19 protein-coding genes are annotated in these 21,367 nt (G+C 62.5%); 7 read left to right on the forward strand and 12 right to left on the reverse strand.

Going from position 1 to position 21,367, the window contains the following annotated elements; all coding sequences use genetic code 11:
• Nucleotides 1-3 precede the first annotated feature (3 nt).
• A complete protein-coding gene (cyoA, locus tag JOE32_RS12780; protein WP_209984676.1) occupies nucleotides 4-945 on the reverse strand; it encodes a ubiquinol oxidase subunit II in 942 nt (313 codons plus the stop codon).
• Between the two features lie 27 nt (nucleotides 946-972).
• Between cyoA and JOE32_RS25170 the strand changes: the two genes are divergently transcribed.
• Nucleotides 973-1,260, forward strand: a complete 288-nt coding sequence (locus tag JOE32_RS25170; protein ID WP_307496666.1) for a hypothetical protein — start codon at nucleotides 973-975, stop codon at nucleotides 1,258-1,260.
• A 476-nt stretch (nucleotides 1,261-1,736) separates the two neighbouring features.
• Here JOE32_RS25170 and JOE32_RS12785 read toward each other — a convergent pair whose 3' ends face one another.
• A complete protein-coding gene (locus JOE32_RS12785) occupies nucleotides 1,737-2,243 on the reverse strand; it encodes a disulfide bond formation protein B (protein WP_209984679.1) in 507 nt (168 codons plus the stop codon).
• Between the two features lie 211 nt (nucleotides 2,244-2,454).
• The gene (hmpA, locus tag JOE32_RS12790; RefSeq protein WP_209984682.1) at nucleotides 2,455-3,636 is read right to left on the reverse strand and encodes an NO-inducible flavohemoprotein; all 1,182 of its coding nucleotides are present in this window, start codon (nucleotides 3,634-3,636) and stop codon (nucleotides 2,455-2,457) included.
• 147 nt (nucleotides 3,637-3,783) lie between these two features.
• Between hmpA and norR the strand changes: the two genes are divergently transcribed.
• Entirely contained in the window at nucleotides 3,784-5,304 is a 1,521-nt protein-coding gene (gene norR, locus JOE32_RS12795; RefSeq protein WP_209984685.1) for a nitric oxide reductase transcriptional regulator NorR, read from the forward strand.
• A gap of 338 nt (nucleotides 5,305-5,642) precedes the next feature.
• On the opposite strand, the gene JOE32_RS12800 is transcribed toward norR, so the two are convergent.
• Nucleotides 5,643-6,548 carry a DMT family transporter gene (locus tag JOE32_RS12800; RefSeq protein WP_209984688.1) on the reverse strand — a complete coding sequence of 302 codons (906 nt, stop codon included), beginning with the start codon at nucleotides 6,546-6,548 and terminating at the stop codon, nucleotides 5,643-5,645.
• Between the two features lie 139 nt (nucleotides 6,549-6,687).
• On the opposite strand from JOE32_RS12800, the gene JOE32_RS12805 reads away from it, so the two are divergent.
• A complete protein-coding gene (locus JOE32_RS12805) occupies nucleotides 6,688-7,560 on the forward strand; it encodes an AraC family transcriptional regulator (protein ID WP_209984690.1) in 873 nt (290 codons plus the stop codon).
• Here the strand turns inward: JOE32_RS12805 and JOE32_RS12810 are convergent.
• From JOE32_RS12810 to JOE32_RS12840, 7 genes are all read right to left on the reverse strand, one after another.
• Nucleotides 7,557-10,058, reverse strand: a complete 2,502-nt coding sequence (locus JOE32_RS12810; RefSeq protein ID WP_209984693.1) for a LuxR C-terminal-related transcriptional regulator — start codon at nucleotides 10,056-10,058, stop codon at nucleotides 7,557-7,559. The genes JOE32_RS12805 and JOE32_RS12810 overlap by 4 nt on opposite strands.
• A 241-nt stretch (nucleotides 10,059-10,299) precedes the next feature.
• Nucleotides 10,300-11,658 carry a DUF1329 domain-containing protein gene (locus JOE32_RS12815; RefSeq protein WP_209984695.1) on the reverse strand — a complete coding sequence of 453 codons (1,359 nt, stop codon included), beginning with the start codon at nucleotides 11,656-11,658 and terminating at the stop codon, nucleotides 10,300-10,302.
• A gap of 26 nt (nucleotides 11,659-11,684) precedes the next feature.
• Nucleotides 11,685-13,475, reverse strand: coding sequence for a DUF1302 domain-containing protein (locus JOE32_RS12820; protein WP_209984698.1), 1,791 nt, complete (start codon nucleotides 13,473-13,475; stop codon nucleotides 11,685-11,687).
• Between the two features lie 441 nt (nucleotides 13,476-13,916).
• A complete protein-coding gene (locus JOE32_RS12825; protein ID WP_209984701.1) occupies nucleotides 13,917-14,828 on the reverse strand; it encodes an SDR family oxidoreductase in 912 nt (303 codons plus the stop codon).
• 443 nt (nucleotides 14,829-15,271) lie between these two features.
• Nucleotides 15,272-16,180: an alpha/beta hydrolase gene (locus JOE32_RS12830; protein WP_209984703.1), complete on the reverse strand. Its 909-nt coding sequence runs from the start codon at nucleotides 16,178-16,180 to the stop codon at nucleotides 15,272-15,274.
• Nucleotides 16,180-16,962 (reverse strand): class II aldolase/adducin family protein, encoded by a 783-nt coding sequence (locus JOE32_RS12835; protein WP_209984706.1) that lies wholly within the window; start codon nucleotides 16,960-16,962, stop codon nucleotides 16,180-16,182. Before JOE32_RS12835 ends, JOE32_RS12830 begins: the two co-directional genes overlap by 1 nt.
• Nucleotides 16,963-17,141: 179 nt before the next feature.
• Nucleotides 17,142-17,597, reverse strand: a complete 456-nt coding sequence (locus tag JOE32_RS12840; protein WP_209984709.1) for a flavodoxin — start codon at nucleotides 17,595-17,597, stop codon at nucleotides 17,142-17,144.
• Between the two features lie 127 nt (nucleotides 17,598-17,724).
• Here JOE32_RS12840 and JOE32_RS12845 point away from each other — a divergent pair, with 127 nt between their 5' ends.
• Nucleotides 17,725-18,192, forward strand: a complete 468-nt coding sequence (locus tag JOE32_RS12845) for a PAS domain-containing protein (RefSeq protein WP_209984711.1) — start codon at nucleotides 17,725-17,727, stop codon at nucleotides 18,190-18,192.
• Between the two features lie 58 nt (nucleotides 18,193-18,250).
• Complete coding sequence (locus JOE32_RS12850; RefSeq protein ID WP_209984714.1) at nucleotides 18,251-18,856, forward strand: hypothetical protein; 606 nt, start codon at nucleotides 18,251-18,253, stop codon at nucleotides 18,854-18,856.
• A 2-nt stretch (nucleotides 18,857-18,858) separates the two neighbouring features.
• Here the strand turns inward: JOE32_RS12850 and JOE32_RS12855 are convergent, their stop codons facing one another.
• Nucleotides 18,859-19,818 (reverse strand): MerR family transcriptional regulator, encoded by a 960-nt coding sequence (locus JOE32_RS12855; RefSeq protein WP_209984720.1) that lies wholly within the window; start codon nucleotides 19,816-19,818, stop codon nucleotides 18,859-18,861.
• 213 nt (nucleotides 19,819-20,031) lie between these two features.
• On the opposite strand from JOE32_RS12855, the gene JOE32_RS12860 reads away from it, so the two are divergent.
• Nucleotides 20,032-20,589, forward strand: coding sequence for an antibiotic biosynthesis monooxygenase (locus JOE32_RS12860; protein ID WP_209984723.1), 558 nt, complete (start codon nucleotides 20,032-20,034; stop codon nucleotides 20,587-20,589).
• Nucleotides 20,590-20,646: 57 nt separating this feature from the next.
• Entirely contained in the window at nucleotides 20,647-21,357 is a 711-nt protein-coding gene (folM, locus tag JOE32_RS12865; protein ID WP_209984726.1) for a dihydromonapterin reductase, read from the forward strand.
• Nucleotides 21,358-21,367: the final 10 nt, after the last annotated feature.

Genomic DNA, 21,367 nt, shown 5'->3' on the forward strand with positions numbered 1-21,367 from the left:
CGTTTACTCCTCTGCCCCAGCAGTTGAATTCGAGCCCGTGTCAGAACCTTCAGCCGCGGCCACTTCTTTCTTCTCGTGCTTGACCGGCTTGCCTGGTTTCATGCCTTCGTACTTGTCGACGATTTTCTGAAACAGGTTCGGCTCGTACGAGGAGTACAGGGCGACAGGGTTGTTCTGGCTTGGTTTGGTCAGGGCGTCGTATTCAGCTTGATCAAGCTGTTTAGGTGCGGCCTTGACTTCGGCGACCCAGGCGTTGAAGTCTTCCTGGCTTGTCGAGATCGCTTTGAATTTCATGCCGGTGAAGCCAGCGCCGCTATAGTTGGCGGAGATGCCTTCCATTTCAGCTTTCTGGTTGGCGATAAGGTGCAGCTTGGTCTGCATACCTGCCATCGCGTAGATCTGACCGCCCAGGGCTGGGATGAAGAACGAGTTCATCACGGCGTCGGAGGTGATCTTGAAGTTCAGCGGGGTGTGCTCCGGGAAACGGATCTGGTTCACGGTGGCGATACCCAGGTCCGGGTAGATGAACAGCCACTTCCAGTCCAGCGCGACCACTTCGATGTTGATCGGCTTGACGTCCGATTCCAGCGGACGGTACGGGTCCAGTGCGTGGGTGGACTTGTAGGTCACATAACCCAGGGCAACGATGATGAGGATCGGGACCAGCCACACCGCGATTTCGATCTTGGTGGAGTGCGACCACTTCGGCGCGTAGGTCGCGTTGGTGTTGGACGCGCGGTATTTCCAGGCGAAGGCGAAGGTCATGATGATCACAGGGACCACGACCAGCAGCATCAACAGGGTGGCGGTGATGATCAGGTTTCGTTCATCCAGACCGACCTGTCCTTTTGGGTCGAGCAAGGTCCACTTGCAGCCTCCCAGCATTAACAGCATGCCAAGCAGCGGCAAAAAGCCTAGTAATCGGGGGTACCTGTTTTTACTCATCTCACGACCTCTAAAGCAGCTTGCGCAATGCAGTTGGGTTTTGATCGCCAACACTTCACCCTGCCAAGGGTTGGCATTTCTCTTCGATTGAATAAGAGCCTGCCCGCCACACCAAAAAAACTGTACGTTTCACTGACCTGCGGCGCGTTCTTATTCGATTTCGTGGTTAAAGGCCTTGTTACAGACCAATTCCATTTGGTGCGGATAGTTGAAAGGCTGCCGGAACCTGGGTCGCACGGAGCCGTCCATCGCCCCTCGACCCCTGCGATGCTCAAATATTGCACAGCATCGGACACTCAGTGCGGGGGATTGTAGTTAGCTGGCGATGTATAAACCATGTCTGATAAAGAAATAATTTTTATCGATTACAGCAATAATTCTTCACTGACAGGGCCGGGATGCGCGATCTTATTGCGGTCAATTCTCAATAAAACCCACAAAAAATACCGCGTTATTCGTTCCTCCAGACCATCCCTTACAAGTTGTAAGGGCATGACGAGGCCGTCGAAGTCCCCATAAAACAAGGCATTGGGACATCACCTCACGGCCACGACCGCGACCTGTCAAAGGTACGATTCAAACGATGAACTGACAGCACAAACTGACCGATTGGTGCAAATCCGCACGCCAAAAACGACGCATGGAAAGCGCCTGCGACAGCATCCGTGTGACAACATGTCGCACGCCGCACGCCCCATTTGTCGCCGTTCGTCACGGCCCTTTCACATTTGCCGACGCACAAAAAAGCCCCGGTCCTTCTTCAGGAGTGACCGGGGCTTTTTACGAAAAGTTCAGGCTGTGCGCTGGCGATTGCGATAAATGCCCAGCGGCACCAGGATCACCGTCAGCACAAACGCCACCAGCGCCCATTGCGCGAGCGACAGGCCCAGCACCGGTGGGTACGGTGTGCTGCAGAAGCCATCGACCTGGAAGCCCAGCGGGAATACCTTGGCCAGCGGCAAGTCATCGACGATCGGCTGCAACACATCGACGCCGCAGCTGACCTGGGGGAAGAACTGGGTGTACACATGGTGCCCCGCCGCAGCCACACCGCCGAGTGCACTGAGGATCACCAACCCTTCGAACAGGGTGACCGCGCCCTTGGTGCGCATCGCCGCGCCAATGAACGCGAAGATCGCGATCAGCAGCAAGGCGTAACGTTGCAGGATGCACAACGGGCACGGCGCCTCGCCCAGCACCACCTGCATGTACAGCGCACCGCCGATCAGCGCCAGGCAGATGATGCCCAGCAACACCAGAAAGCGCCGCTCCCTGCCTAAACGCAATTCGTCACTCATCCCCGTATCCCTTTGTTTGGTTGTGCCAATGGGCGCAAGTTTACACACAGAGCATGGTTTAAACAGAGGGGGGTTAACGGGGGATTAATCAGTCAGCATACCGATCCAACGGTGGCAGGGGCTTGCTCCCGATGGGAGTGGGTCAGCCAGCTTGGCTGTCACTGATACACCGCCATCGGGAGCAAGCCCACTCCCACACTGTTGACGCGCGTTACTCCAGCGCCGCTGCAGGGCCGAAGAACTCGTAGCGCGTTTGCGCCTGCGGCACGCCCAGTGCCTTGAGGTGACGTTTGATCGCGGTCATGAAACCCTTGGGCCCCAGGAAATAGGCATCCACATCGCGCTGTTCAGGCAACCACGCCGCCAACTGCGCCTGGCTCAACAACCCAATACTGTCCGCCGCCGGACTCACACCATCGTCCTCGGCGTAGCAGTAAAACCGCCTGAGCTGCGGATGCCTGGCCGCCAGTGCATCCACCCACTCACGAAACGCATGCACCCCGCCATTGCGCGCGCAGTGGATAAAGTGCACCGGGCGCTCGGTGGCCAGGGCCGCCTCGAGCATCGCCAGGGTCGGTGTGATGCCCACCCCGCCACTGATCAGCACCAGCGGTTTGTCGCTGGCCACCAGCGTGAAATCCCCCGACGGCGGGAACAGCTCAATCGTCGCGCCGACCTGCAGTTGATTATGCAAATAGCTGGACACCCGTCCCCCGGCTTCGCGTTTGACGCTGATGCGGTATTCGCCGCCATCGCTCAGTGCCGACAGGGAGTAATTGCGGCGCACTTCTTCGCCGTCGAGCACCAGCCGCAGGCTGATGTATTGGCCCGGCGCGGCGTTGAGAATCGGGCCGTTGTCCACCGGAGCAAAATGAAACGACATGATCTCGGCGCTCTCCTCCACCCGCTTCACCAGTTTGAACGACCGAGCCCCGCGCCAACCACCCGGCGCCTTGGCTTTTTCGTCATAAAGGGCTTTTTCCGCGCCGATCAGAATATCCGCCAACTGGCCGTAGGCCGCGCCCCAGGCCTGCATGACCGCAGGCGTGGCGATGTCGCTGCCCAGCACTTCAGAGATCGCACGCAACAGGCAGGCGCCGACAATCGGGTAGTGCTCCGGCTGGATCTGCAGCGCCACGTGCTTGTTGATAATCTTCGCCACCAGGTCGCCCAACTGGTCGAGCCGGTCGATATGCCGCGCGTACATCAACACGCCATTGGCCAGCGCGCGGGGCTGATCGCCGCTGGCCTGGTGGGCTTGGTTGAACAGCGGACGCACCTGCGGGTACTCGGACAGCATCATGCGGTAGAAATGGGTGATCAGCGCTTCACCGCCGCGTTCCAGCAACGGCACGGTGGACTGGATGATGGCACGGTCTTGGGCCGTCAGCATGGGAGACTCCTGGGCTTGTTAATCAAGTGCCCTGAAGCAGTCAGTATTCGTGCCAATCTACAAATCCAATATTTTCAACTGGTTACGACATACCTAGTCAATATGACTTGCTACGCCTTATAGTCACAACGACTACAAGGAGTCGTTATGACTGCGCATTCGCTGCTTACCACCCTGCTGCCCCTGGTCGCCGACCTTTCCCGCGACCTGCCCGAAGGCGAGCGTTACCGCCGCCTGCTGCACGCCATGCGCGCCCTGCTGCCGTGCGACGCCGCCGCGCTGTTGCGCCTGGACGGCGAGTGGCTGGTGCCGCTGGCGGTGGATGGCCTGAGCGCCGACACCCTGGGGCGACGCTTCAAGGTCAGCGAGCACCCGCGCTTCGCCGTGCTGCTGAGCAGCCCCGGCCCCACCCGCTTCGACAGCGACAGTGCGTTACCCGACCCCTATGACGGCCTGGTCGCCGGTGTGCACGGGCAACTGGAAGTGCACGACTGTATGGGCTGCCCGCTGTTCGTCGATGACCGGCCCTGGGGCCTGCTGACCCTGGATGCGCTGGACACCGAGCGTTTCGAACGCGTTGAGCTGGACGCCCTGCAAGCCTTCGCCAGCCTCGCCGCCGCCACCGTCAATGTCGCCGAACGCATTGAACGCCTGGCCCTGCGCGCCGAGATCTACCGCCAGGCCGGCGGCCAGCCCCACAAGGAAATGATCGGCCAGAGCAAAACCCACAAGCGCCTGGTGGAAGAGATCAACCTGGTCGGCGGCAGCGACCTGACGGTGCTGATCACCGGCGAAACCGGGGTGGGCAAGGAGCTGGTGGCCCAGGCGATCCATGACGCCTCGACGCGGGCCGACAAACCGCTGATCAGCCTCAACTGCGCCGCCCTGCCGGAAACGCTGGTGGAAAGCGAGCTGTTCGGCCACGTGCGCGGCGCCTTTACCGGCGCACTGAATGAACGCCGAGGCAAATTTGAACTGGCCAATGGCGGTACCCTGTTTCTCGATGAGGTCGGCGAACTGTCGCTGAGCGTGCAGGCCAAGCTGCTGCGTGTGCTGCAAAGCGGCCAGCTGCAGCGCCTGGGCTCGGACCGCGAACACCGGGTGGACGTGCGCCTGATCGCCGCCACCAACCGCGACCTCGCCGAAGAAGTGCGCAGCGGCCGCTACCGCGCCGATTTCTACCATCGCCTCAGCGTGTACCCGCTGCATGTGCCGGCGCTGCGTGAACGCGGACGCGATGTGTTGCTGCTGGCCGGTTATTTCCTTGAACAGAACCGCTCACGCATGGGCCTGGGCAGCCTGCGCCTTGGCGGCGATGCCCAGGCAGCGCTGCTGGCCTGGCACTGGCCGGGCAATGTGCGCGAGCTGGAGCACGCGATCGGACGCAGCGCGCTCAAGGCGCTGGGCAACTGCCGCGAGCGTCCGAAGATACTCAGCCTGAGCGCCAGGGACCTGGATCTGCCGGAGGTCAACGCCCCGGTCATTGAAGCGCAAGCCGCGCCGGCCCCCGTCACCGGTGACCTGCGCCAGGCCACCGAGCAGTATCAGCGCCAGGTAATCGACGCCTGCCTGGAACGCCACCAGCACAACTGGGCCGGCGCCGCCCGCGAGCTGGGCCTGGACCGCGCCAACCTGGGCCGCCTGGCCAGACGCCTGGGCCTGAAGTAGCAGGCAACCACATCCCTGCGGGTACCGGCGTGTTGTGGCGAGCGGCTTGGTTGTGGCAAGCGGGCCTGTTGTGACGAGCGGGCTTCTTGTGGAGAGCGGGCTTGCCCTAAGCGCAGATTCCCTGTGGCGAGCAGGCTTGTCCTGCGTTGGGCTGCGCAGCAGCCCCAAAGCCAGGCGCTGAGCCGTATCAGGTACACCGCGTTTTGCTCGATTGGGCGCGCTTCGCACCCCAACGCGGGGCAAGCCCGCTCGCCACAATAAGCCCACACATTTTCCTTAACTGAACTTCATTAGGGCTTGCCACAGGGCGGCAGCAGAATCGACGCGTTGGCGGAGCCTCACTGGATTGGTTTTGTCTGAAAGGTCGGGCTCATAACTTTAGGCTTTCGGAACACCAGCACATTGCCCAGCATCACCAGCACCAACCCGGCCAATGCCGGCGGCGTCCACTGATAGCCTTCGGCAAACGCCGACACGTTCAGCGCCACCACCGGGAACAGCACGGTGCAATACGCCGCACGCTCGGGCCCCATGCGCCCCACCAGCGTGAGATAGGCCGTAAACCCGATCACTGACCCCGGAATCACCAGGTACCACAAGGCGCCGATGTACCGCGCGCTCCAGTCCATCTCGAAGGGAATGCCGCGCACCCCGCACCAGGTCGCCAGCATCAAGGCGCCGTAGGCCATGCCCCAGGCATTGGTGGTCAACGGTCTGAGCCCGGCCTTCTGTTGCAGGCTCGAAAGCATATTGCCCGCCGAAAAACACAGCGTTCCCAGCAGCGCCAGGCCCAGCCCCAGCAACGTCTGCGGGCTGGCGGTGTGCCCGGCCAGTTCCGGCCAGAACAGAAAGCCCAGTCCCAGCAGACCGAGGCCGCCGCCCATCAACACATTGCGCGCCACGCGCTGGCCGAAGAACACCCGCGCGTTCAGCGCGTTCCACAGCGTAGCCGTGGAAAACACCACCGCCACCAGGCCGCTGGGGACCCACTGCGTGGCGGTCAAAAAGCACATGAAGTTGACGCAGAACAGGCACAGGCCCTGGGCCAGGCAGATCAGATGCCCACGCCGGTTCATCACCTGCAGCCTGCGACTGAACAACAGCAGCGCAAACAGCACCAGCGCGGCCAGGCCGAAGCGGTACACAATCGACACGGGAATGGCGACAACCCCCAACTGCCACTTGAGGGCGATCCAGGTGGTGCCCCAGATCAGCACGGTAAGGACATACAGGGAAAGGTTCATGGCGCGGCTCCGAAGGTTGAGCCACAGTGTCCGCCTCAAGCCACGGACCGCTCTTGCACATTCTTGCGCTTTTGTCGGGCGAAGGGATCACAGCCCGGACCTCGCGCGGTAGGATGCCAGGCATCGGAGAACACACGCCATGCCTGATCTGCAATCGCTGCACATCTTTCAGTCCCTCAACCGCTCGCCCAACGCACGCCTGCACGCCTGCGCCGAGCTGGGTGACGGCGTGTCGGCCGCGCTGTGGAGCAACCACCACGATGCCCAGGATTACCAGGGGCCCAGCCATCACACGCTGTCCTGCTACATCGGCGGCGGCACCGGTACGTTTCGCCGTGACCAGCCAGGCATCAAGGGCGGCCCGGACAAGTTGTGCGTGCTGCCGGCCGAGCATCAGTCGGCCTGGGTGATCAACGGCGACATCCGCCTGGCCCATGTGTATTTCAGCCCGGAACAATTCGCCCTCGGTTGCGTCACCCTGCTGGACCGCGAACCGCGTGCCCTCGCGTTGCAGCAAGCGACCTTTCTTGAAGACCCAGGCCAGGCGCGACGCTTTCATCAACTGATCGCGCTCAATTGGCACGAGCCGGCCGAACGCCTGCTCACCAGCAGCCTGGCCCATGAAATGCTTAGCCACACCCTGCTCAACCAGGTCGGCGCCCGCGATGGCCTGCGTTTGAAAGGCGGGCTGGCGGCCTACCAACGGCGGCGGTTGGTGGAGTACATCGAGCAGCACCTGCAGGATCCCATCAGCCTCGGGCTGTTGGCGGGCTTGTGCGCCTTGTCGGAATACCATTTCGCGCGGATGTTTCGCCAGAGCTTCGGCCTGCCGCCCCATCAATACCTGCTGGCGCGGCGCCTGGCCCGTGCGCGCAGCCTGCTGCGCGGCGGCGCCCTGCCGCTGGGCGAGGTCGCCCTGATGTGCGGGTTTTCCAGCGCCAGCCATTTCAACCAGCGCTTTCGCCAGGCCACGGGCGCAACGCCTGGCGACTACCGTCAGGCCTTCGTCTAGACCATCAGCCCGAGGGTCTTGGCCTTGGCCACCGCCTGGGTGCGCCGTTCCACGCCGAGCTTGCTGTGGATGCGCCGGGCATGGGTCTTGACCGTGTGCAGGGAGATGAACAGACGGTCGGCAATCTGCAGGTTGGAATTGCCCAGGGCGATCAACCGCAGCACTTCCAGCTCGCGCTGGCTCAAGGGATTGTCCGCCGCGCCAATGGCGGCTGTGTGCGGCTCCAGGCCCAGTTCACTCAGCACACCGGGGGAGCGCAGGCGCAGCTCGCGGATCGCTTGCTGCACCTGGCAACGCGCCGCCAGGGCCAGGCCACTTTGCAGCGCACGCCGCGCCAGCGCGGTGTCGCCCAACTGCCACGCCACCTCGCCAAGCACCAATTGCACCTCGGTTTCCAGGCAGAGCATGCCGCGTTGCCGGGTGACCTCCAGCAGCGCGTTGAGCCTTGAAAGAGGTTGCTCGGCGCACCCGAGCCTCACTTCTGCCAGCACCAGCAGGTACTCAAGGCGCGGGATCAATTCCAGCGTGGCCGGCGGTGCCTGCCTGGCGTGCGGCCCATGAAAGTGACGCAGCACGCGGCGCACCGCTTCCACGGTCAAGTCGGCCCGCCCCTGCTGCAACCAGAAATGCCCGCTGATCAACAGCAGCACCGCGCGGTAAACGCTCTGCGGGACGTGCCGCTGCTGCATCAACCGCTCGGCCTCGCGCAGCTGGATAAACGCCTGGGCGTAGTCGCCCTGGTTGGCCGCCAGCAGTGCCAGGCCCAGAAAGCCGTAGAGCACGCGTTTGTCCTGACTGTGCAGGCACATCGCCAAGCCTGCCTGGAAACACTCGGCGGCCAGTGCGTCCTGGCCCTGGCGCAAGGCCAGGTGGCCACGGCGCAACGCGATCCGCCCCACCAGCGGGCCGGCCTCGATCTGCTGCTTGAGCAACATCGCCTGCACTTGCTCCAACAAGCTCTGCGCCCGATGCGGTGCGCCGCGCTGCTCGAGCAACTGGGCGTGATCCAGCTCAAGTAACGCCTCCAGCAGCAGCGAGCCCTCGGCGCGCGCCAGGCACAGCGCTTCGCGATTGAGGGTTTGGGCGACGTCCAGCTCGCCGCGCAGCAAGGCTTGCTGGGTGAGCCCGGACAGGCACATCAGGCGCGAGGTCCAGGCGCTGTCGGGCAAGGCCTGCAGGGCTTCAAGAAAATGCGCGCGGGCGCATTCGGCATCGCCGTTCAAATGCAACAGCCAGCCCCACTGCGCCTGCCAACGCGCCAGCAGGTGACGTTGCTGTACGGCGCCAGGTTGCGGCGTAAAGCGCGCCAACTGATCGATGCACTGCGCGGCCTGATCGAAGCGCCCGGCGAACAGCAGCGCCGCCGTCACCAGCCCCACCAACTGCGCAGAACACAGCAGCAGTTCATCACCGTGCTGTTCGTGCAGACGTAACACCAACACGGCGTTCTGCTGGCGAAACAGGTCTTCGAAACTGAAATGCTGCAACAGGCTTACCGCCACTTCGAACGCTTCGGCCAGCAATGCCTGTTCGAACGCGGCCTGCCAGTCGCCCTCGGTGGTAAACCATTGGCAGGCGCGCCGATGCCAGGAACGCCGGGCCGGCCACGGTTCGTCGCGCACCACGTGGGCCAGTGGCGCGAATATGCACAGCCAGTCGGCGCTGTGTTCCCAAGGCTGGACAAAGGCACCGAGCGCCTGCAGATCGCGCAGGTAGCGGGCGCCGTCGCCCGCGCCGAACAGGTGTTCACACAGGCTCGCATTGAACCTCGGCAGATGGGCCAGCACCTGCCAGGCCTCGACCCACTCGGCGGACCAGGTGCTGAACAGCTCGTGCTGCAAATAGTCGCGCAAGGTCTTGTCGGGATGGCCGTCGCCCAGCAAGGCGATCCGCACGCCGGCGCACCAGCCGGCACTGAAGTGCATGACGCTGTCGAGGCTCTGGCCGGGGCCCAGCAAAGCCTGGACTTCCCCAGCGCTGAACGCCAGCTCACTGGCGCTGCACTCCCACAGTTCATCGTCGAGCAACAGCCTTGGCCAGTTGCACGCCGGGCGCCGCCGCGTGCCGAGCCACCAGCTCAGCGCCGGGCTGCCGAGGGTGAGCAGGCGGTCGAGCAAGGCATCCAGCTCGGGGTCGGGAAAACGGCAGAAGTCATCGAGAAACAGCCAGGCCGGCGTTGACCAGGTACTCAGGTCGAGCAACAGCGCGGCTTCATCGGTGAAGGGCAGGCCCAGGCTCTGCGCCACTCGGCGGCAAAGACCCTCGGGGCTCAAGGCCACCCCATTGAGCGCTAGCCAGTACACCGGGCACCCCGCTGGCGCCTGCAAGGCGCACTCGGCGAACAACGCACTCTTGCCACTGCCGCCCGGCGCACACAGCAACCTCACCCGAGCCTGCGCCGCGAGCAAGGGCTGGGCCAGTCGCGGCCGCAGCAGATGGTGAGCGGACAGCCGTGGCATGAATCCGGGACGGTCCAGGCAGCGAGTCATGGCGGTCATTGCTGCATCCTGCGTTTTTATTGTGATGAAGCCTGACGCGTACCCTAGTCCTGGGGTTGGTGGTTGTTGAAGAAGTATTCAGCGGGGTGATTGACGGCCATGCATAAAAGCCAGGGTGTACACACTCCACTGTGGAAGGGAGCTTGCTCCCGATGGCGGTGGGTCAGTCGGCTCGCTTGTGGCTGATGTACCGCTATCGGGAGCAAGCCCCCTCCTACAGTGATTGCATTTCACCTCACCTTCAGCGCACGCCTTCGGAGCGCAATGCTGCGGGGGTGTAGTCGGCGGCCTTGGCGGCGAAGCCGAACACGAAGCTGCGTTTCTCCTCGTTCTTCATGCCCAGGGCGATGTAGCGCCCGGCGATGAGGTCATACAGGGTTTCGACCGTGTAGGCCGGCACCTGGTGGTCGTAATAGAACTGCGCATGACCTTCGGCGACGCGCCACAGTTGGCCGCGACCGTCGTAGTGATCCACCAGCGCCACCTGCCAGCTGTCTTCGTCGATGTACATGTGGCGCTTGGCGTAGATATGCCGCTCGCTGGGCTTGACCGTACCGACCACTTCCCACACGCGGTGCAGCTCGTAGCGGGTGAGGTCCTGGTTGATGTGGCCGGCCTTGATGATGTCGTCGTACTTGAGGTTCGGCGAATCGAGCTTGTAGCTGTTGTAGGGGATGTACAGCTCTTTCTTGCCCACCAGCTTCCAGTCGTAGCGGTCGGGCGCGCCGGAGAACATGTCGAAGTTGTCGGTGGTGCGCAGGCCGTCGGAAGCGGTGCCCGGCCCGTCATATGACACTTGCGGTGCACGCCGCACACGGCGCTGGCCGGCGTTGTAGATCCAGGCCAGGCGCGGCTCCTTCACCTGATCGAGGGTTTCGTGCACCAGCAGCACGTTGCCCGCCAGCCGCGCCGGGGCCGTCACCGATTGCTTGAAAAAGCTCAGCACGTTGGCCGCCTTGGCCGGGTCCATGTCGGGGATGGCCTGGGGCACTGCCACTTCTTCTTCGAAACGGATCGGCGTGTAGCTGCCGTTGGTCTGCGGCGTGGCCTGGGTGATGATGCGGCGCAGGTTGCCGCCGTGGTAACGGGTGATGTGGTTCCACAGCACCTCGACGCCAGTCTTGGGAATCGGGAACGCGTAATAGCGGTTGCCGGTGAAGTTCTCCAGGCCGTTGCCGTCGTTGATCGCCTTGACGTTCAACGCGCTGCGCTTGATCGACTCGTAGATGTCCGGCGGCAGGTTTACCGTACGGTGGCTGGGGTACACCGGGATCTTGTAGGTCTCGGGGTAACGCTTGAACATCGCCACCTGGCCGTCGGAGAGTTTGCTCTGGTACTTATCGACGGTGGCGGCGGTGATCACGAACAGTGGTTTTTCACTGGCAAACGGATCGGCCAGAAAGCCTTTGCTGTCCACCGCGCCGGCGTTTTTCGGGATGCCGCCGGTCCAGGCCGGGATCGAGCCGTCAGCATTGCCGGCCTTTTCGGCACCGACCGGCGTGAGGGTGGTGCCCAATTTGGCGGCCTCTTCCGGCGAGACCGCCGCCATCACGTGAGCGGCCAGCAGACTCAGGGCCAACGCTGCAATTGTCTTACGCATAAGTTCTTGTCCTTCTTTAAGCCAAATCAGAAGTTCACGCCGAAGCTGAGGGCGAGGAAGTCGCGGTCGGTCAGGGTGTTGTAGTCGCCGCCAAAAAAGTCGGTATAGCTGAGGCTGGCGGTGTAGGTGCTGCGGTAGTCGGCATCCACGCCGACACTGATGGCCTTGGCGCCCTTGTTGAAGATGCCGTTGGGGCCGTAGCCGGCGACGTCATGGGACCAGGACAGGTTGGGCTTGAGGTTCACCCCGGCAATCGCGTTGTTGTAGTCCAGGATCGCCCGCGCGCGGTAGCCCCAGGAGGTGGAGGTGACGAAGCCATCGGTGTCACCCTGAAACCCGTAAGCGCCGTACACCGAGTCGCGGCCGTAACGCAGCTTGGCTTTGTCTTCCAGGCCGGCAACGTGCACCACCGCCGCCTCGCCCACCAGGGTCAGGCGCTCGGCGCCCAGCACCTGGTCGAAAAACTGGGTCATGGTGCTCTGGATCTGGGTGATTTCCTTGCGCCGGTAACCCACGTTATCGGCGCCGAACGAGCTGCGGATGGGCGAGGCGGTGTTACCGGCAATCGGGTTGATCAGCGCCAGGGTCAGGTCGGTGGTGTTGAGTTGCACCGGGGCGTTGGGGCGGTAGCTGATTTCCCCGGTCCACGCCGTGCCGGTGGGCAAGGTGGTGGAGAAGCTGGCGCCGAACAGGCGGATGTCCTCGGGATAGTCGAGGTAATACTGGCCGCGGCCGAGCATCAGACTTTGCACCAGGCCCGCACCGGAGCCGGGCGCCAGGCGGTTGGCGGCACCTGCAATGGCGCCGAGGGTCGCAAGGCTGGTGTTGTTGGTAAGGGTGCCCACGGTCGGCGTGCGGCTGTGGTAGTTCATGAAATACAGGCCGTACTCGGTGTCGTCGCCGAGCCAGCGCAGGGCCGCGCCGAACTGGCCGGAGTCGCGCGCATCGCGGTCGCCGGCACGCCGTACGATCACGCCTTCATTGGTCACGCCGAAACCCTGGCCGAATGCGGCTGCCACCGGTTGCAAGGGCCGGATCGCCGGGCTGCCGACCGTGTAGTTATTGGTGCAACCGTCCGCCGCCACATCGCCGCCAAAGAAGGTGCCGCAGTTGTCCAGCACCGTCTGGTCCCATTCCAGTTGGTAGAAGCCTTCGACGGTGAGCTGACTGGTGAGGCTTTGGGAGGCGAACAGCATGTTCACCGGGATCAGGCCTTCCTTGATCTCGGCGCCCGGGCGGCGGAACGCGGAGACGTCAACCGGGTTGATGCTGTTGATGGAGTTGCCGATAAACGTGCTTTCGCCCCAGCTGACCACTTGCTTTCCGGCGCGCACGGTGCCCGGCAGGTCGCCCAGGGAATAGTTGTGATACACGAAGGCATCGAGGATCTGCGCGCCACTGGATTTGGCGCCCTCTTTGCGGTTGTGATCGCTGATGGGCTTGAACTCGCGGTCTTCGTCCTTGAGTTCGAAGTCGTACCAGTATTTGCCACGCACGAACACGCCGGTATCACCGTATTTCAACTCGAGGTCGTGCAGGCCTTTGAAGATTTTCGAGAAGGTCTCGCCTTTCTTGAAGTTGAGCCGCCCGTCATCGCCCGTGGAAGCCTGGCCACTGCCACCGTTGACGGTGCCCACCAGCTTGCGGTCGGCATCACGCATGCCCCAACTGGCGCCCACCGACAGCGACGAATCGAATTGCCCTTCGATCTCGCCGATGTTGAACGAAACAGCCTGCGCCTGGGCGCAGCAACCCAAGGCAACCGCAGCGGCCAGCGCCTGCGGCATGAAGATGGCGCGCATTGTTGTTTTTGTCATGCGTCTTCCCCGGTGAGTAACAGAAGGCTTCACCCTACTGCCGCCCGTGGGGAGCGATAAGCGCACCAAGGAGGTATTCGTGTTGTCGTTCGAAAGGATTAACGGCCACGCTGGCCGGGCTTCGGGCGCGGGCATGCAGCGGATGGATGGAGTCTTATCAAAGGGATGGATGGATCGTTACCAATTTTGTAATAGTCCTTGTCCCAATGAGGTATTACTCATTCTGTAACAAACGACTATTCTGGCCGGGCTTTAAGAGCACTGCGCTCTCTCCCACCCCAGGGTGCAAAGCCGGATTCAACTTGATTGATGTTTTTATTCAATCGGTTATCGGTGTTCATTGACGTTTATCTGCCGCTCCTTGGTACAACGTCTTACTTCAGCCGCTGCGTTTGCAGCGGCTTTTTTTTGCCTGGGGATTAAAGGACGATCACGCAACGATCAGAGGCTGTACTTCTGCAAATTGGCCATCATCTCCTTCAGCGCCTCGATGTTGTCCTGCGGATGGGCGGCTCCTTCGAAGTCGCAGATCTGTGCCCAGTGCGCCGCCACATCCTCGGGCGAGAAGCCGGCCTGCGGATCAAAACCCACCCCCAGGCTGCGCTCCCAGCGGGTCTTGCCGATCCAGCCACCGCCGACTTCAAACAGGCCCGAGGTGTCCTGGCAGGCCTCGCTGCCCAGGTACACCACCAGCGGGCTGACCAACTCCGGCTTGAGGCGCTCGAACACCTGCGGCGGGATCAGGCCTTCGGTCATGCGCGTGCCGCCGGTGGGGGCAATGGCGTTGACCAAAATGTTGTGCTTGCGCCCTTCCAGCGCCAGGGTGCGGGTCAGGCCATACAGCCCGAGCTTGGCCATGCCGTAGTTGGACTGGCCGAAGTTGCCGTAAATGCCCGAGGTGGACGCGGTGAAGATCACCCGTCCGTACGCTTGCTCACGCAGGTGCGGCCAGGCGGCGCGGGTGACTTTGTAGGCGCCTTCGACATGCACCCGGTAAACCAGGTCCCAATCGCTGTCCTCCATCTTGTGGAAGGTCTTGTCGCGCAGGATGCCGGCGTTGTTGACCACCACGTCGATGCGACCGAATGCGTCCATGGCGTTCTGCACAATCCTGTCACCGTCGGTGACCGAGTCATGGTTGGCCTCGGCAATGCCACCGGCTTCGCGGATTTCGGCAACCACCCGATCGGCCGCCGAGGCGTTGGCGCCTTCGCCCTGGGCGGAGCCGCCGAGATCGTTGACCAGTACCCTGGCCCCGTGCCTGGCAAACAGCAGCGCATGGGCGCGGCCCAACCCGCCGCCGGCACCGGTGACGATCACGACCTTATCCTGGAACTGCACTGACTCACTCATACCGAACTCCACAGGCGACAATGACAATGGCTCGAGTGTCCGGCACCGGGCGTGCGGTCACAATGAACACGGCCGCGGCTGAATGGTGCGCGATAAGGCAGCGGGATGATTGCGGGGCAAGCCCTAATGCCGTTCAGTTAGGCGCAGATTCCCTGTGGCGAGCAGGCTTGTCCTGCGTTGGGCTGCGCAGCAGCCCCAAAACCAGACGCTGAGCCGTATCAGGTACACCGCGTTTTGCTTGATTGGGGGCGCTTCGCACCCCAACGCGGGGCAAGCCCGCTCGCCACAATAAGCCCACAAGAGCCCTCTTGATCGTTCCCACGCGTGGGAACGATCAAAATTTCCTTAACTGAACGGCATTAGGGCAAGCCCGGTTGTTGTGGCTATGGCGAGCGCGCTCGCCACAGGGATATTGGTTGGCTGAAATAGGCTTACCCAAGGCTTCATCGCGAGCAAGCCCCCTCCCACACGGTGACGCGTGCGATGTGCGCGCGAAACGTCAGGTAGTGTTTGAGCACCTGCACCGGCGCTTCGATCTGCGGGTAGTGGCCGATATTGGTCAGCAGCACGGTATCGGCGTGGGGCACCAGTTGATGGTATCGCTCCACCATGTGTGCGCCGGAGATCGGGTCGACCTCGCCATCGATCACGCGCAACGGCACATCGCCCACTTGCATGGCCGCCACCCAGCGATCGCGCAGGGTACGGCGCTGGGGCACGTAGGCGATGAGTTTGTGCAGGATGCGCGTGCCGTCGTTGGCGCTGATCAGGCTCCAGAAATCGTCCAGAGCGCTTTCGCTGGGGCGGGTCTGGGGGCCGAAGATCTGGCTGAAGCTGTTGGACAGGGCGTTGCGCCCAAAGGCGCGGCTGATCATCCACCCCAGCGGGCTGAGCAAAAGCTTTTGCAGCAGCGCCGGGTGATGGGTTTCGGGAAACAACCCGCCGTTGAGGAACACGCAACTGGCCATCTGGAAGCGGCCTTCGTAATGCCGTGCCAGCAGTTCCTGGGCGACACTGTCGCCGTAGTCATGGGCCAGCACATGCACGGGCTGCTCGACCCCCAGGTGCTGGAGCAGCGCCTGTTGCAGATCGGCCTGCTCCAGCAGGCAATAGCCATGATCCAGCGGCTTGGCCGAATCGCCAAAGCCGAGCATGTCGCAGGCGATCACCAGGTTGCGCTGGGCCAGGGGCTGCCACAGGTAGTGCCAGTCCCAACTGGCGGTGGGGAAGCCATGGATCAGCAGCAGCGGCTCACCCTGGCCGGCCACCCAGTAACGAATGGTATGGCCGCGAAAGTCAAAACTGCGGCTGCGCTTGCGCCAGGCACGCAACGGGATCTCGGCGAGTGGCATCAGGTTTTATACCCCGGGTCTTGCAGCTCGAGTTTGCGCAGCAGCGCAGGCCAGGCCAGCGCGCCGCCCAGGCCCTGAGCACTGCGGGTGACGGCGGCGGCCATGGCCTTCGCGCCGGCGAGAATCTGCGGTTCGATGGCGATTAACTCTGCGCCGCCGGTTTGCGCCAGTACCTGAATATCACAGGCCCGCTGAAAGATGAACATCATCAGGAATGTATCGGCAATGGTGCTGCCGCAGGTCAGCAGGCCATGGTTGTGCAGCATCAGAAAACCGTTGTCGCCCAGATCGGCCTGCAGGCGGACCTTCTCCTCGTGGTTCAGCGCCACGCCTTCGTAGGCGTGGTAGGCCAGGCTCGCCAGCACGAACAACGATTGCTGGCTGATCGGCAGTACCCCCTGCCTCTGCGCCGCCACCGCCACGCCGGCGGCGGTGTGGGTATGCAGTACGCACACCACGTCATGCCGCACTTCATGAATGGCGCTGTGAATGGTGTAGCCCGCAGGGTTGATCTCGTAGGGGCTGTCCATCAGTTTATTGCCGGCCTGATCGACCTTGACCAGACTCGACGCGGTGATCTCGTGGAACATCAGCCCATAGGGGTTGATCAGGAAGTCTTCGGTGCCCGGCACCTTGGCCGAGATATGGGTGAAGATCAGATCGTCCCAACCGTGCATCGCCACCAGGCGATAGCAGGCCGCCAGATCGACACGCGCTTGCCATTCGGCGGCGCTGACCTGGTCTTTGACATTCGGTGGCGATAGAACGGGGGATAGGCTCACGGCGATGACCTCCTTGGCGCATTTCTTATTATTTTTTTGAGTGATGGGCCAGTCTAGTCAGACACCCTGGCGCGATGAGTTGCCTTCGCAGCCAGCTTGATGACCGTGCGAGTCAGTTGTAAGAATAGTCCAGATCAGGGGTCGGCGGCGTCAGAGAAGCGCCGCCAGAAAAGCCGCAATCAGCCGCGCAGGGCCGTTATCAGCTCGCTCAGCCAGGGCTCGGCGTCGGCTTCCGGGGTGACGCTTTCGCTGGCGTCCAGGCGCAGCATCGGCAGGACTTCGCGCACGCCAAGCTCTGCGAAGAGTTCACGCATCTGCTCGCCACCACCGCAGAAGGTGTCGCCATAGCTGGCGTCGCCCAGGCCGATCACGGCGCCCGGGAGTCCGCGCCAGGCGGCGGGCAGTTGGTCACGGATGCTCGAATACAAGGGCTGCAGATTGTCGGGCAATTCGCCCATGCCGGTGGTGGAAGTCACGGCCAGCAAAGCCTCGGGCGCAAATGCCTGCACCTCTGCCAGGGTGGCGCGAGGGTTGTGCCAGGCTTCGAAGCCGGCCGCATTGAGGATGCCGACGGCGTGGCGGGCGACTTCTTCAGCCGTGCCGTACACTGAGCCGGAAAGGATGGCGACTTTCATCAATCTGATCCTGTGGTTGAGTGAAAGCCTGGGATATTAACAGTTGAGGCATATAGTTCGGTGCGCCCCGTGCAACATCCTGCCGGTGCCATAAACTGCCCTTTGAAAACACGCTTTGGACCGCTTAATGATTAACCCCAACCTGATGCAAATGGTGATCAACGCTTCCAACGACGGCATCGTGATCGCCGAACGGGAAGGCCGAGAGACGCCGGTGATCTACGTCAACCCGGCGTTCGAGCGTCTGACCGGCTACACCCTCGATGAAATCCTCTATCAGGACTGCCGCTTCCTGCAGACCGGTGACCGCGACCAGCCGGGCCTGATGGCAGTTCGCAAAGCCATGCAAGAAGGCAGCCCCTGCCGCGAAATCCTGCGCAACTACCGCAAGGACGGCACGCTGTTCTGGAATGAGCTGTCGCTTTCTACCCTGTATAACGAGGCCGACAAGCTGACGTATTTCATCGGTGTGCAAAAGGACGTCACGCTGCAGGTCAAGGCTCAGCAGCGCGTCGCGCAGCTTGAAGCGGAACTGGCCGGGGTCAAGGCTGAGCTCGCAGCGCTGAAGGCGGCGGCCGGATCGAATAAAGTTTAGAAAACGTCGGCATTAGAATGGATAATCGCCCCTTACTCTTCCTCATTGAGCCCGATCAATGTCACGCGAAGCGCTTCTGACTCAGGATGAGTTGGATTTCATTCAGAACATGCAGCACAACCCCCAGCTCAATCTAAGGGATGCATCGTCGAGCCTGACGGTCAATGGCGGTGCGCAATTGCGCGACCTGCTCACCCGGCTGGCGGCTCACGATCACGTCACGCTGCAGGCGCAATTCGACAACCAGCAACTCACGTTCCCGCTGCATCTGGAGGAGGATGAGTTCAATGCGGTGCATTTGCGAGTCGGGGTGCCGAGCATCTTCGAAGACGGGCCGATGATCCGCCCGTGGCGCCTGGCGCTGGATACACCGGTGGCGCTGGAAAACATCCGCGGCACCCCCGGCGCACTGTGGGTGCATCAGGTGTCATTCAAGGGCGTGCTGGTGGAGATGCGTGGCCGGGTCAAGCCGCCCAAGAGTTTTTCGCTGTGGTTCAGCCCATCGGGCTACGAGCGAATTTCGCTGCGCGGTGCGTTCGAGCGGGAGACGGCGCGGGGCCTGTTCGCCTACCGCCTCAGCCAGGGTGATGCGGATGAAACCGAGCGCCTGCGCCAGTTCATCCTGCACGAACACCGCCGGGTGCACCCGCATATGCACGCCTGAATTCAGGCATCCAGCTTCGCGCCGATAAACTGCTGCAAGCGAGCCTGCATCAACTTACCGTCATTGCCCAGGCAGCCGATGGTGGAATCCACCAGGCCTTCGCGGGCCAGGTCCGACGCGTCTCCGGCCAGCAGCAAGGGGCAGTCCAGGGTCAGCGCCAGGCGTTTGAGGCGCAGCGGCAATTCGCTGCCAGGCGCGTGATTGGAAAACAACACCAGTGCGCGCGGTCGGGTCTTTTCGCACACCAGCGTCAACTCATCGAACGGCTGGCCCACGCCCAGCACCTTGACCGAGAGCTGATCGCTGCTCATCAAGACCCCTGCCACCAACAATTCCAGCTCACGACACTCTCCGGCAATGGCCGCCAGCAACACACGCGGCGCCGGAGAAGCGCAGGCCAGTCGCAAGCGTTTTGAGGTACTGGCACGCAGAAAGTTATCGAAGAACAACCATTCACTGGCCTGGCCGAAGCGGCCTTGATGGCGCAACAGGTCGCTCCACAGCGGCATCAGGATGCCCTGGAACGCTACGCTGGCCGGGTAAGTCGCAAAAATCCGGCCGTAGAGGGTGTCCAACTGGGCATCGTCAAAAGCGCTGATCGCAAGCATCAACTGCGCCTGCCAACTCGGCCATTCTCCCTCTTCGACCGGGTTTCGCTCAGCGCGCACCACCACGGCCTGCTGGTCATCACGGGCGATGATCTTCGCGACCTTGCTGACGGCCAGGCCGCGTTCGATCCAGTCGAGGATGCGATTGACCGTGTCGATATCCGCCCTGGAGTACAGACGATGCCCACTTTCGGTGCGTGTGGGCTGGATCAGCGCATAGCGCCGCTCCCAGGCACGCAGGGTAACGGGGTTGACGCCGGTCAACCTGGAGACTTCACGAATCGGAAACAGCTGGTCGGAAACGGAGTCGGCAACCGGAGCGATTTCGTGAACAGGAGCAATGGTTTCGGACATCAGGCGGCCACGACGTACGTGAAATTGGATCCTATTTAACGCTTTTATACCGTGGTTTTTCAAGGACCGTGCCTATCGGACCAATGTCGCTGGTGTATTCGCGCAAAACAGGAATAATCCTTGCCTGCCTTTTCAACAGAGCTGCAACACCCCGCAGCTTCGTTTGTGCGCCACCTACCCGGTTCAGCGCACCCGTACATTCGGAGATACACAATGTCTACCTCACCCGTCACCTTGATGGTTGCGCGCCGTGTGGCCAAAGGGCGCTATGAAGAACTGATGGCCTGGCTGCGCGAAGGCGAGCAACTGGCCACGGACTTCCCCGGTTACCTGGGCTCCGGCGTACTGGCCCCGCCGCCCCATGACGATGAATTTCAGATCATCTTCCGCTTCGCCGATGAAACCACCCTGCACGCCTGGGAGTTTTCCGCCTCGCGCAGTGCGTGGCTGAGCCGTGGCAGCGAGCTGTTTGCCGACCCGTCCGAACACCGCGTGCGCGGCATCGATGGCTGGTTTGGCGCAGCGGGCGCGCGACCGCCGCGCTGGAAACAGGCGGTGGCGATCTGGCTGGCGTTTTTCCCGGTGTCGCTGCTGTTCAACTTTGGCCTGGGGCCGCTGCTGGGCGAGCTGGATCTGGTCCCGCGCATTCTGATCAGCACCCTGGCGCTTACGCCGTTGATGGTGTTCTGGTTCATTCCTCTGTCGACCCACCTGCTGGCCAACTGGCTCCACCCATCGCCGCCGTCCAAGGCCACGCAAGCTCCGGCCTGAGTACAGGGAAGGCCGGTCGCTGGTATAGTTTCAACCTGCCCGCGACCTGAGCCTCCCATGACCGCACCCCTTGCCCCGATCCTGATCACCGGCGCTGCCCAGCGCGTCGGCCTGCATTGTGCCGAGCGCCTGCTGGACGCGGGTCAGCCGGTGATTTTCAGCTACCGCAGCGAGCGCCCGGGTGTGCACGCGTTGCGCGAGCGCGGTGCCACAGGCCTGTTTGCCGACTTCTCCAGCGAGGCCGGGATTCTTGCATTTATCACCGAGCTGAAGACCCATACCGACTGCCTGCGTGCAATCATCCACAACGCCTCGACCTGGGTCGCGCCAACGCCGGGCGACGAAAGCCGCGCGTTTACCGACATGTTCAGTGTGCACATGCTTGCGCCGTATCTGATCAACCTGCATTGTTCAACCTTGCTGCACCGCTCGACACCTGCCGATATCGTGCATATCAGCGATGACGTGGTACGCAAGGGCAGCCACCGGCACATCGCCTATTGCGCCACCAAGGCCGGGCTCGACAGCCTCACGCTGTCGTTTGCCGCGCAGTTCGCGCCGCTGATCAAGGTCAACGGCATTGCGCCGGCGATGGTGATGTTCAACGAGGGCGACGATGCCGCTTACCGCGACAAAGTCCTGGCCAAGTCGGCCCTGGGCATCGAGCCCGGGCCCGACGTGATCTACCAGAGTGTGCGTTACCTGCTGGACACCCCTTATGTCACTGGAACCACCCTGACCGTCAACGGTGGGCGGCATATCAAGTAAGCCGTTTTCG

The sequence above is a fragment of the Pseudomonas sp. PvP025 genome, from assembly GCF_017832155.1.
In the GTDB taxonomy this organism is placed as follows: Bacteria; Pseudomonadota; Gammaproteobacteria; order Pseudomonadales; family Pseudomonadaceae; genus Aquipseudomonas.